This window comes from Phycisphaerae bacterium, assembly GCA_024102815.1.
GTDB lineage: Bacteria > Planctomycetota > Phycisphaerae > UBA1845 > UBA1845 > JAGFJJ01.
Genome location: JAGFJJ010000006.1, coordinates 108,580 through 120,380, shown reverse-complemented (window position 1 = coordinate 120,380; position 11,801 = coordinate 108,580). Strand labels below are relative to the sequence as shown.

Sequence of the window (11,801 nt, the reverse complement as noted above, 5' to 3'; positions counted from 1 at the left end):
TGCGCCCGGGAGGACTCGAACCTCCAACCTACTGGTTCGAAGCCAGCCACTCTATCCGATTGAGCTACGGGCGCTGCGGCGGGCCGACCTTACGGCGGTCTTCCAGCCATACGGCGGCCGCCATTATACGCGCCGGTGTCGGCCCGGCCATACGCCGGCATGCGCTTGCCAGACGTGCCGTGGTCGGATAAGTTGCCCAGCCCGTTCAAACCGCGAGCGAGTCTTTCCCGGAAGCGGCTTGCGGAGCATACTGGACAAGCGGCGAGAAGGTTGCCGAGGCGAACCCCTCAGGAATAGCGATTCGTGGCCAGGAAGAAGAAGTCTGCGAAGGTCGAACCTGTTAAGGACAACGTAGCGGAATCCGCCGAGACCGAAGTCGAGGAAGAAGTCGAAGAGGTCGAAGAGGCTGAGGAGGAAGTTGCGTCCGAGGATTCGGGTGAAACCGAGCCGGAAGCACCCGCTGCGCCAACCGGCCGAAAGTCTCTGGGTGTCAAGGAAGTCATCCCGTTTCGCTGGAAGGTCATCGGCCGCAGCGGGGATGCCGTAGTGACCCTCTTCAAGGCCGTCGAGCGTGAGGACGTGGAAGCCCAGCACGAGCGGGCTCTCCGCGAGGGTTACTATACCGACCTCCGCATTGTCGAGGCGGAATTCAAGACCGAGCAGCCTCCCAAGCCGAAAGAGCCGCCGCCCATGAAAAGCGCACCGGAGAAGCCCAAGGCGGAGGAAGCCCCGCCCCCGGCCAGGAAGAAGACGGCCTCGCGCCGCAAGACCACGAAAACCGCTTCCAGCGCGGCAACCAAAAGCGCCAAGCCGAAGAAGACCGTCAAGAAGAAGACGGCGTCCAGGAAGGTGACGCCCAAGAAATCCGCAGCCAAGTCCACTGCGCGACGCAAGAAATCAAAGTAACGGCTACCGAAGGAAGGTAATCGCTCATCTCCCGGCCGGCCGGGCGGTTCAGGGCTCCGCCACCCACGCAGGCCGAACCAGGCCCGTCAGTCTCCGCGACCCGATGATGGCATCGGGCAGCCCCTCCGGCCAGATGCTCAGATTCACGCCGAAGTCGTCTTCGGGCTCGTCCAGCGCAAAGCTCAACGCGCTGAACCAGCGCGGGAATCGGCGGATCAGGGCCACGGTGAAATCCAGTGTTCGTCCGCGGCGAAGATCGAAACGCTCCCGGACGGCCAGGCTGTGCTTGTCCGTCAGGGCGTAACTCAGGTCCATCCCCAGGAGGTCGGAATGGCTTTCATCGATGAATCGGTAGCCGATGACGTACCGCAACCGCGGCGAACGCTCCACGGCCACGGAAACGTTGAGAATGTCCAATTCGGCATCATTGACGTCGTAGTTCATTTCGCTGAGCAGGGCCGTGCGATCGTTGAGCCTCCAGATCGTATTCGAGTTCACGTAGTTGCGGGCGATGCTCTCCTCAGGACGGGAATACGACGTAAAACCGTTGGTCTTGTATTCGCCCGTCGCGTCGTTGAAGAAGCCCGTTTCCAGGTCCAGCGTGAGCACATCAACTTTCCTGCGCGTCTCGCCCCGGCCGCGATAGGTTTGCCAGCGCTGCCGCACGCCGACCTGCACACCGTCAATTTCGTCAATACCCTCCACGTTCTCATCAAACGCATAGAGTTCGTGCGAATCACGGTTGGTGTGGGCGGCCCACGCGGTGATGTCCGTTTTGATCACGTGCCGCAGTCCGTCGATGTCCCACAGCGCGGAGGTCAACTGGGGGTACGTCTTCCAGGCATACATGCTGCCGCGAACGCCGTACGTACCGAAGATGCGCTGCACACCGCCGTCGTCGGGGGTGTCGTCCCACGAGGTCTGCCGGATGGAGCCGAACGGCACTAATCGCAGTGGTCCGATGTCCAGGGGGGCTTCCAGTTCCTGACGACTGTCCGTTCGCACCACCGAACCCGATCCCACAAGCCGGCCGTCCCGCAGCAATTCCTGGAACGACTGGTCCATTGGGCGGTAGCGGACGAATCCCAGCCGGTTGGCGCTGTGCCAGACCACGCTGTCCCCGAGAGGCTGTCCGATACGGAAGTAGCCGAATTCGGGGAGCCTCTCGGTCTGCGTGTAGAAGTCCAGCAGGCGCGCCTGGAGGAGGATGGTAAACGCCCAGTTGTCGCGCTGCTTCTTCAAGTACAGCAGGGTCTCCTGGTCCTTCTCGTTGTCGAACTCATCTTCGAAGAATTCTTCCAGGAATCCCTTGTCGGAAATGTAGGACGCTTCCAGCGTCAATTGCCAGTCATCTTCCAGGTATTGGCGGTGGCGCAACAGGATCCGCCCGCGGGTGCTGCGCACCGGCTGCTCCTCGCGCTCGCGACCGAGGAAATCCCGCTGGTTGTCGGTCATCACGTAGCTGCGGAACAGCCCCATGTACTTGTCGCGTTCGTAGGTGCCGTCGATGCCGGCGGCGGGTCCGCGTTCCGAATAGAAATCGAGCGAGAACTCCGCATCGAATCCTCTTGGTGTTTCCAGATCGAGCAACTGGAAGAGATTCCAGTCGGTTTCGAGCTCGACCCCGAATTCGTCGCTGTTGCCCGTTCGAACGCTGCGGAGGGCGGTTTCGCTGGTGTCCACGCGTCCCCGGAGGGCGGGCCAGTACCCCACGGTCAGCCCCCCGACGTTGAAGGTGGCATCCCGAATCCGATACTCGCCGGTGCCCGGCGCCCCGGGGGCGCCGACGGACTCGAAACCGGGCCGGCTTACCAACTCCAGATAACCGGCGCCAATCGAGTAATGCGGCGTATGAAACTCGTCGGTAGTTAGAACGGCATGTGTCGCGGAAAACCGGTTGAAGGAAAGCTGGCGGATCTCCTCCGCCCGCACGTAAATAGGCACACCGCGTTCGGGAATCGGGGAACGCACGACAGCGTCAAGAATCATCGCCCGGTCGCGAACGAAATCGTAATACAGCCGGGAAGCGCGGATCAGGTTCGGGCCCTGGGACATCACCACGTCGCCTTCCAGGTAGACCGCCTCCACGTCGATATCGCCGAACCCCGTGGCGAGCTGCGGCGCGTCGGCCCACCCGGTCGTGCGACTCTCCGGAGATGTTCCCATGTCGCCGGGCGATTCGCCGCCTTCCGCTGCTGGCATCTCGCCTTCCCTCGTGGCCACGGGTACGCCGCCGAGCGCATCGGCCGGGCCCTGATCCCCCGAAGGGGCGGAAGCACTCGGCGGAAGGAAGACCACGACGTTGTCAGCTCGGATCTCCAGCAGCGTTCCCGAGCCGGGTTCCCCGCGCGACAGAAACGTCCCGCCGGTGACGGTGAGGACGCGCCGCCCATGGGTGGCAAACGGGCCGTGCAATTCCCCCTGTGCGCGAAACTGGATGACCGGAGGCGGGCCGGCCGGGACACCCTCTTCCCCACCGGCTTGGGTAACGCTCTGCACGCGCATGGCATGTGGCGTATCGTCCCGGTGCATCTCTTCGCGTAGTACGCGCCCACGCTCATAAAGCGGGCTGAACGTCGGACGATCGAAGCTGACCTCGTCGATCTCGATCCGAATCGGGCCGGTCGTTGCGGCGGTGACCATGAGAACCGGGCCGAATGTCACCGTGCCCGCCCACTCGCGGACCTCCGCGTCCTTCCAGAGGGCGATCTCCAGTCGCACATACGGCGTACCGTCGGCCGTTTCGGTGTTCAGCCAGATCAGGGCTTCTTCCGCCCGAAGCTCCTGTCCCCGTCCAGGCTCACCAATCCGCAGAAACGCATTGCCGATGACGTGGGCGATGCTCGTGCCGTCCTCATCTTCGGCCAGGTACGCGATCTTCCCATCAATCAGCACAGGCAGATGGGCGATGGAGGCGGGGAGCAGAGGTTCGTCCGTCCCGCCATCCAGTGGGACTGGAGATTGGGCGACGGCCAGGGGCGCGATAAGCAGAAGCCAGAGAGTGCCGAAAAGCTCGCGCCTTCGAGGCATGCAGCAACCGCCCCGCGGGAAGAGGGAAAATACTCGGCGTCGGGCGCTGTCAACCGCGCCGTGAGAGCGCCCGATCGCATTGCGGGTCGCAGTATAGAAGGCAGTCAAGACGTGTCAAACCAACAGCGGTTGTCGCGCCGACTGGGCTGAAAGGCAGCGCTCACGTCTCGACCGCTGAAGGCGGCGGCCGCTGCGCTCGGTGAGCTGATCGCTCCACGGATTTCCGGGGACGCCGCTTTTCCAAGCCTGATCGATGACAATTCCCACGCCAGAGATCAGTCGCGCGGACGCCGTTGGCAAAGAGGATAGGTGTCCAGCAAAGTACTAACGGCATGCGAACGTCCGATAGTACGACAAGCGCTCGAATTCGGTCGGAATGGGGATTCTGTACTGTTGTCTCTTTAACGCGCCGGTGAGATTTGCTACAATCCTGAGTTACCGCCTCCGCGCGATTTTGGCGGAGGCCGATTCTGTTCACTCGCCGTCCAATCCCCCATTGGGCGGTTCCCCAAGGCCCGGGCCACCCCACCGGGCCACTTTTTTTCTCGGTGCGCTGTTCGCCAGCGAGCGCGACGGTCAATGTTCGTCGTCCCCACTTGAATGTTGCGCTTCGTCCGAGGGCCCGCTCTCCTGAATTTGCACAGGAACGACACCCGTCCAGAGACCCTCACCGATGGCGGCCAGCAGCAACCCGGGAAGCGACAGGGTTGCGTAGAGCACCCAGACATCCGCTGCGCTGAGCGGCAAGTTTCGCCAAGCCAACGCCAATGCCAGCGTTAATACGATCGCCGGAGGTTCCAGCATGTTCAAGACCATGCCGAGTGTCAGCCGCAAGCCATTCCCGCGATCAGGCGGGGTTTGACTATCCTCGCGCTGGGAAACGCGTTTTCCGATGATCTGAAATCCAATCCCAAGGTGCGTGCCCAGGAGGAAGGTGCCGGCGGCCGCAAGGGGAGTCCAGATGCCCGTGGCAAGAATGACCGTCAGCACGCCGGCGTTATTGAGGAAGATCCCGGCGGCGCGCCGCGCGGTTGAATGACTCCGCAAAATCCCGGTAGCGACTCGGGAAATCCACCAGTCGACCAGTCTGACCAGCGGAATGCGGGGATCGCGCGCGACAGCATGGCCGGTGACCAAGCCCGAGAACGTCAGCAGCAGGCCCAGGAGAATGCTGGGACCGAGCTGCATGAGGGCATCGAGAGGAAACTGCATCCGAGCAGTTTGAAGGAAACAACCCGATTGCGAAACTGGGCCGCTGAATCCACATGGGCGCACGTTTGTAACCGCGGGCTTCGGGGATAAATCGGGCCCGTAACCGGTCCGTTGACGCATCGCCAAGCGAAGCAGACGATGCGTCCTACTATTTCACCGGCGGAGGCCGCCGTGCAGGAGCGCGAATCGGGCGCGGGTCAGGTCTCCCGCACCCGCTGGATGGTACGCCGCGTCGCGCCCGATTGCCTGACTCGTCAGTTGATCACCTGCGTCCTGGAATCCGGCCGACAGGAGCCGGGTGGAGGGTCTTTCTTGCCGCCTGGTGATTTAGAAATACTCGAGATGCCTCTCGATGGTCCGGGCGGGCGGGAGGCGCTGTGCCGCATCCTTTCGACACAAGGTCGCTCGCGGGAGCAGGTGGCCCGCGAAGCACAACTTATTGTGGATCGACAACGCTCTCGGGGCGAACGGTGGGGGCACGTCGTCGTCGTGCGCGAGGGCCGGGAGATGGTCTTCGCTGCTGCGGCGACGGAGACAGCGGGACGCGCCGGGCTTATTCTCGCCAGCGAAGAGATCTCCCGGGAGCATATCGAGGGGGCGGCCGGGTGCATGCGGCGCTTGGTCGAGGGGGGTCGCAACCGGTCGATTTCCCTGCTGGAGGTACTGGTCGATCCGAATCAGCCGCTGATGGCGGAGATTCTGGAGCAAGCCGGTTTTCGAAGGCTCACCGTGCTGCACTACATGTCGAGATGGGTACAACAGCCGGACCCGGAGGGAATTCGGGCGGAGGTTACTTTAAGTTGGACAAGCTATTCCGAAGACATCCGCGGGCTATTTCTGCAGGCCCTGGAAGCGAGCTATGAGGATAGCGGGGATTGCCCGGAACTGACCGGACTCCGACGAACGGAGGAGGTGCTCGCCGGACACGCCGAGGCCGGTCGATTCACACCGGACCGTTGGTGGGTGGTCCGGTCCGGGAACGACGTTGCGGGCGTTGCGCTGATCAACGAGCTGGAGTCGGCCCCGGCGAGCGAAGTGGTCTATCTCGGTGTCAGCAAGAAGTTTCGGCGCGGCGGCGTGGCCGGCGCAATGTTAAGACGGGCGTTGCAGCAGGCGCGGGGAAAAGGTGACAGAATCATGACACTTGCCGCAGATCGGCGCAACGAACCCGCATTGGCGTTCTATCGTCGCTGGGGCTTCGAGCGCAGCCTGGAGCGGGCCGCATGGATTGCAACGAATGTCGCGCCATAAGCTTGCGCTCCCCCGAGGGATGCGATGCACAGGAGAATTCCACATGCGGGCGTCGGTGGTGGAAAATCGGTGGGCGGTTCATTTTTTTTGATCGCTAACTACTTGCGCAGGCAGAGGCACCGAAACTTGAGGGAAATCCGCTATTAAAAAATCGTTGACGCAGCATTAAGAGACTGATATTTTCCGCGATCGACATGGCGTCAAGCGACGCGGCAACATGAACCCGTTCAGCCGTCGCTCAAGGCTTATCGTGCTCAGCGCCATTCATCCGTTTTGACAAATTCGAGTTAATCTGCGGTATCGGTCTTTCCGTGGAAAAGGAGGCCTGCGGTGATCACACGCGCCGATGAGGTAGTGTCTCAGATTGAAACGCGACTTGCGGACAAAATCGGCAGCCAGCGGCACAACGTCTGGTTCAAGAATTCAACGAGGTTTCTGCTGTTCGAAGACTACCTGCACATTGCGGCGCCGAACTCCCACGTGAGTCGCTGGATCGAAGATCACTTTGCCGACGCCATCCACGAAGCTGCGCAGGAGATTACCGGGCGGACATTCCATCTGGCATTCACGACGGATCCCGAGCTCGCTCGAACCCAGCCGGAGCGTCAGCCGGATCGTCAGTCGGAGCAGATCGCGGCGGCCGGTGACGCACCGGTTCGGGCCCCGCGTGGGGGAAGGACGTCGCTTCCGCGCGCGGAGGGTCCGAAGAGGCGCCTGGAGGACTTTGTGGTGGGTCCTTCCAACCGGCTGGCGTACGCCGCGGCGGTGAGCGTCGTGGAGTCACCGGGGGGCATGTACAACCCGCTCTTCGTTCACGGCGGGTGCGGGTTGGGGAAGACCCACCTGCTGCAGGGTATCTGCCTTGCGGCGGCGGAGAAGCACCCCGGACTGCGCTACCGGTTCGTTTCGGGCGAGGAATTTACCAACGATTTCGTTCAGTCCATTCGATCGCGGGAGCAGGACGCGTTCCGCGAGCGCTATCGCGATGTGGATCTGCTGGCCATCGATGACGTGCACTACTTCGCGCAGAAGAAGGCCACGCAGGAGGAGTTTCTCAACACGTTCAAGGCGATCGATGCCGGAGCCAAGCAGATTGTGCTTTCCTCGGATGCGCATCCCAAGCTCATCGGTCATCTTTCGGATCATCTGGTGAGCCGTTTTGTCTCCGGCATGGTCGTGCGGATCGACACACCCGACCTGTCGGTGCGGGCGGAGTTTCTTCGACGGCGCGCGGCCGTGATGAAAACGGATGTGAGCGAGTCGGTGATCAACTACATCGCGGAGAATTTCAAGTCGAACATCCGCGAACTGGAAGGTGCGCTGCTGAAGGTGGTGGCACAGGCGCAGGTGCTCAAGTCGCCGATCACCCTCTCACTGGCCGAGCGGGCGATCAAGGACCTGGTGCGTCAGACGGCGCCGGTCATCATGCTCTCGGACATCGAGAACGTGGTATCGATCTTCTTCGGACTGAACACGGCGGAACTGCACACGTCGCGCAAGTCGCGGACGATCGCCCTGGCGCGGGGCATTGCCATGTACCTGGCGCGGAAGCACACGGCCATGAGCTATCCGGAGATCGGTCGGTACATGGGAAACAAGAACCACTCCACCGTGATCCTCGCGGAGCGGCGCATCAGCAAGATGCTGCAAAGCAACGAGATGGCAAGCTGGCAGACGCCGGCGGGCCCGCGGCAACTGAACCTGGCCGTGCTCGTTGACGATCTGGAGGAGCAGTTCGGGCTGAAGAACGGGCGAGTTCATGCCCCGCCCGAGATCGCCGTGACGGGATGATCCCGCCGGGCGAAGCGCGACAAGCGTCATCATGCCGGTGCGGGGGCGTTCGTCCGACTTGACGCCAACGGCGGTGCGTCGGACGAACGCCTCCGGTGTTCACAATCCTCCACAGTTCAAGCCGGGTCGGTCACTTCACCCCATCCCAGCCTTGGGGTCTGGTCCTCCGTGCATTGCGTGCTTGTCGGAGGGATGGGAGTCGTTACAGGGATGAACCCCAGGTAACACCTTCCTGAAACATCGTTTAACCGGCGCAACTTCCCGTCCACAATTTCCAACCCGATGAATTCGGCGCACGGAGCGCGTCTTGCTGTCAGTGCAACTCCCCCGTCACATCGACAAACCCTCCGCTGTGCGCTGCGTATAGTCCTCGATATGGCGACTTCGGGAACGCAACAACACGAGCCAGGTGAAGGCCCACCCGCGGTGGCGCGGAGGGAGACGACCTTCGATGCCTGGCCGGTAACGTATTCGAGGAGACGTGAGATGAAGAAGCAGTATCGAGTGGTCGGGTCGGGAGCATGGAGGACATTGGGGCTTGTGGGGGTGATTCTCGCCTCAGCCGTATGGGTGGCGAAGCCCGTATGGGCGGGAACGACGGGAAGAGATGTGACTGCGGATGAGGCGATCCGCTACGCGGACGCACTCTCTGTCGCGTTCGAGAATGCGGCGGACAAGATCAGTCCGTCGGTGGTGACGATCAAATCGGTCAAGCACTTCAGGCCTGCGCAGCACTACGAGAATGAGTCTCCGGGGACGCAACAGGGCCTTCCGTTCAATGAGGATTTCCTGCGGCGGTTCTTCGGGGATGAGCTCCCGCGCGAACTTCCGCCCCAGCAGGGGGTGGGCAGCGGCGTCATCGTCAGCGATGACGGGTATATCCTGACCAACAACCACGTCGTCGCGGGAGCGGATGAGGTGACCGTGATGATGAAGGACGGGCGGGAAGTCAGCGCGGACGTCGTGGGGACGGATCCCATGAGCGACCTCGCGGTCATTCGCGTCAACGAGAAGTCGCTGCCCGCCGCGACCATGGGCGATTCGGATGACCTGCGCATCGGCGAGTGGGTCGTGGCCGCGGGAAACCCGTTCGGGTTGCGCAACACGGTGACGGCGGGCATCGTCAGCGCCAAGGGCCGATCGAATGTTCGTGTGGCCGAATACGAAGACTTCATCCAGACCGATGCGGCCATCAATCCGGGTAACAGCGGCGGTCCGCTGGTCGATCTGCGCGGGCGGGTCGTGGGCATCAATACGGCGATCGCCAGTCGCACCGGGCGTTACGAGGGCGTCGGTTTTGCGATTCCCGTCAACATGGCGAAGTCGATCATGGACAGTCTCATCCACAAGGGCCGGGTCGTGCGCGGGTGGCTGGGCATATCCATTCAACCGCTGAACGAGGGGCTGGCGAAGTCCTTCGGGTATGGATCGACGGAAGGGGTCCTCGTGGGCCAGGTATTACCGGACGGTCCCGCGGCCGATGCAGGCCTGAATGCCGGTGACATCATCGTGAAGTACGACGGGACCCCGATCCAAGACGTCAATCAGCTGCGCAACCTGGCGGCGGCGACCGAGCCCGGAACCAAGGTCAAGGTCGATGTGATTCGAGACGGCAAGACCATGACGCTCGGCGTGCGCGTGTCCCAGCGCGAATCGAGCGTGGCGATGGGGTCGACGAATGACATGGCGGATGAACTGGGATTGAGCGTGGCCGACCCCGATACGCGTGAAGCGCACGCGCTCGGCGTCGAGTCGGGAACGAAGGGTGTCGTCGTGACCCGGGTCGATCCGAACGGATTAGCCTACATGGCGGGCATCGAGCCCGGCAATGTCATTGTGGACGTGCAGGGCACACCGGTGACCAGCGTGTCCCAGTTCGAGCGGGAGCTCAAGGAACATGATCTGTCCTCCGGTGTTCGACTGGCGATTCGCTCGGGGGATATGCAGCGTTTCATCCTCCTGCAGAGCAACGGCAAATAGCGTCAAGAATTGCGGAGTCGTCGTGGGTCATTTCTTTCTGAAGGGAGTCATGTCATGAACGAGCAAAGTGTTGTGGGCGTGTACGATGTCCTTTCCAAGGCGGAACGGGCCATTGATGAACTGGACCAGTCCGGTTTTCCCATCAAGCACGTGTCGATCGTGGCGAAGGACCTCGAGAGCGAGAAGGCGGTGCACGGCTACGTAAATGCCGGCGACATCGCCAAGGGCGGCGCAGGGACCGGAGCCTGGTTGGGCGGTTTTTTCGGTCTCCTCTGGGGCGTCGCCTTCCTCTGGGTACCCGGATTCGGGCCCCTCCTCGTGGCCGGGCCGCTCTCGGCCGCGATTCTCGGCGGCCTGGAGGGTGCCGCGGCGGGTGCCGCCGGAGGCGGCCTGCTCGGCGCGCTGTTGGGATGGGGCGTTTCGAAGAAGCACATCCTCAAGTATGAGGAGCACGTCCGAGGCGGAAAATACCTGGTGATTGTGCATGGAACCGCTGACCAGGTCGAACGGGCTCGTGGAATGTTCAAGGCCACGGGAGCGGAAGAGTTGAATGTCCATCGCGAGACGAATGCGGCAGAACCGGTGCAAGCGCACGCAACGGCGTAGCCCGTTCTTCGTCGCCGCATCGTCGCGTTCCATCGTGCGAAGTACGGCGCGGGACCCGCGCCGTGCTTCGCCGGTCCATGCAACATGAGAAAGGGAGGCTGGAGGTATGCGTGTTACGAAGCATGAAGAACTGACCGGGAGCGACCCGCTGAATCTGGTGGCGGCGGACTGGGTGAAACGACTGGGCAGTCGCAACAGCGTGGAGAGGCAGCAGGCGCGGGAATCGCTTGTGGGGCTCGGGCAGGCGGCGGTGGGACCTGTGGTCGAAGCGCTGTCCTCGGAGCACTCGCTGGTGCGATGGGAAGCGGCCAAGACATTTACGGAGCTTCACGCGCCCGCGGCGGCGCCGGCATTGGCCCGGACCCTCGGTGACGAAGATCCCGACGTGCGCTGGGTCGCGGCGGAAGCAATGATCGGCCTGGGAGAAGCCGCCCTGCGTCCCATACTGAGAACACTTATGGTGAGTGCCGAATCGGCCGAACTCCGTGACGGTGCGCACCATGTGCTGCGCGTCCTCAACCGCAATGAGTTGGCGGATATCGTGGGTCCGGTGCTTGAAGCGCTCGAGCAGATTGATCCGGAACTGGCGGTTCCCCTCCGAGCGAAAGATGCACTCGCGAAGCTCAATGCGGTACGGTAGTTGGAGCGGAATCGTAACCGACAAGGGCACTTTGCGCACACCGGTGATTTCGCCCATGCCGTGTCAGACTTGTTCCTTCTGATGGTCGGGCGGACCGCCGTGCACCATACGGGCAGTCCCTTTTCATCAACTCTTGACGGCATCGCTGCGCATACTCGCCTGTAATCCGGATGACATCCTGATGACAGGAGTCCGCGCACAAACATTCCCGCGCAATAGCGAAAGTTGAAGATTCGCGGTTCTTGGCGCACAATCTTCGGTATTGAGACGAAGCGGTCTGTCTGACCATGCCGGGGCGAGCAGGCTAGCGATCGCCGCCAAATTGTGCACATCGCAAGAACGGCGCCGCAAGGATCCGATCGGCCCGGTACACAAGTCGCCTGAC

8 protein-coding genes and 1 tRNA gene are annotated in these 11,801 nt (G+C 62.4%); 6 read left to right on the top strand and 3 right to left on the bottom strand.

Going from position 1 to position 11,801, the window contains the following annotated elements:
- Positions 1-74, bottom strand: a tRNA-Arg gene (locus tag J5J06_01780).
- Positions 75-303: 229 nt separating this feature from the next.
- Between J5J06_01780 and J5J06_01775 the strand changes: the two genes are divergently transcribed.
- Positions 304-906: a hypothetical protein gene (locus J5J06_01775; protein MCO6435799.1), complete on the top strand. Its 603-nt coding sequence runs from the start codon at positions 304-306 to the stop codon at positions 904-906.
- A 48-nt stretch (positions 907-954) separates the two neighbouring features.
- On the opposite strand, the gene lptD is transcribed toward J5J06_01775, so the two are convergent.
- The gene (lptD, locus tag J5J06_01770) at positions 955-3,936 is read right to left on the bottom strand and encodes an LPS assembly protein LptD (GenBank protein MCO6435798.1); all 2,982 of its coding nucleotides are present in this window, start codon (positions 3,934-3,936) and stop codon (positions 955-957) included.
- Positions 3,937-4,512: 576 nt separating this feature from the next.
- Entirely contained in the window at positions 4,513-5,124 is a 612-nt protein-coding gene (locus tag J5J06_01765) for a hypothetical protein (GenBank protein ID MCO6435797.1), read from the bottom strand.
- 162 nt (positions 5,125-5,286) lie between these two features.
- Here J5J06_01765 and J5J06_01760 point away from each other — a divergent pair, with 162 nt between their 5' ends.
- From J5J06_01760 to J5J06_01740, 5 genes are all read left to right on the top strand, one after another.
- The gene (locus J5J06_01760) at positions 5,287-6,399 is read left to right on the top strand and encodes a GNAT family N-acetyltransferase (GenBank protein ID MCO6435796.1); all 1,113 of its coding nucleotides are present in this window, start codon (positions 5,287-5,289) and stop codon (positions 6,397-6,399) included.
- A gap of 330 nt (positions 6,400-6,729) precedes the next feature.
- Complete coding sequence (dnaA, locus tag J5J06_01755; protein MCO6435795.1) at positions 6,730-8,190, top strand: chromosomal replication initiator protein DnaA; 1,461 nt, start codon at positions 6,730-6,732, stop codon at positions 8,188-8,190.
- A 486-nt stretch (positions 8,191-8,676) separates the two neighbouring features.
- On the top strand, positions 8,677-10,170 hold the full coding sequence (locus J5J06_01750) for a DegQ family serine endoprotease (protein MCO6435794.1): 1,494 nt from the start codon (positions 8,677-8,679) through the stop codon (positions 10,168-10,170).
- A gap of 54 nt (positions 10,171-10,224) precedes the next feature.
- Positions 10,225-10,776 (top strand): DUF1269 domain-containing protein, encoded by a 552-nt coding sequence (locus J5J06_01745; protein MCO6435793.1) that lies wholly within the window; start codon positions 10,225-10,227, stop codon positions 10,774-10,776.
- A 106-nt stretch (positions 10,777-10,882) separates the two neighbouring features.
- A complete protein-coding gene (locus J5J06_01740) occupies positions 10,883-11,416 on the top strand; it encodes a HEAT repeat domain-containing protein (protein ID MCO6435792.1) in 534 nt (177 codons plus the stop codon).
- The last annotated feature ends 385 nt before the right edge of the window (positions 11,417-11,801 follow it).

Excerpts from the sequence above, each read along its gene's own strand:
- J5J06_01740 (MCO6435792.1), top strand. The coding sequence starts at position 10,883 with ATGCGTGTTACGAAGCATGAAGAACTGACCGGGAGCGACCCGCTGAAT.
- J5J06_01765 (MCO6435797.1), bottom strand. The coding sequence starts at position 5,124 with ATGCAGCTCGGTCCCAGCATTCTCCTGGGCCTGCTGCTGACGTTCTCG.
- lptD (MCO6435798.1), bottom strand. The coding sequence starts at position 3,936 with ATGCCTCGAAGGCGCGAGCTTTTCGGCACTCTCTGGCTTCTGCTTATC.
- J5J06_01745 (MCO6435793.1), top strand. The coding sequence starts at position 10,225 with ATGAACGAGCAAAGTGTTGTGGGCGTGTACGATGTCCTTTCCAAGGCG.
- J5J06_01750 (MCO6435794.1), top strand. The coding sequence starts at position 8,677 with ATGAAGAAGCAGTATCGAGTGGTCGGGTCGGGAGCATGGAGGACATTG.
- J5J06_01760 (MCO6435796.1), top strand. The coding sequence starts at position 5,287 with ATGCGTCCTACTATTTCACCGGCGGAGGCCGCCGTGCAGGAGCGCGAA.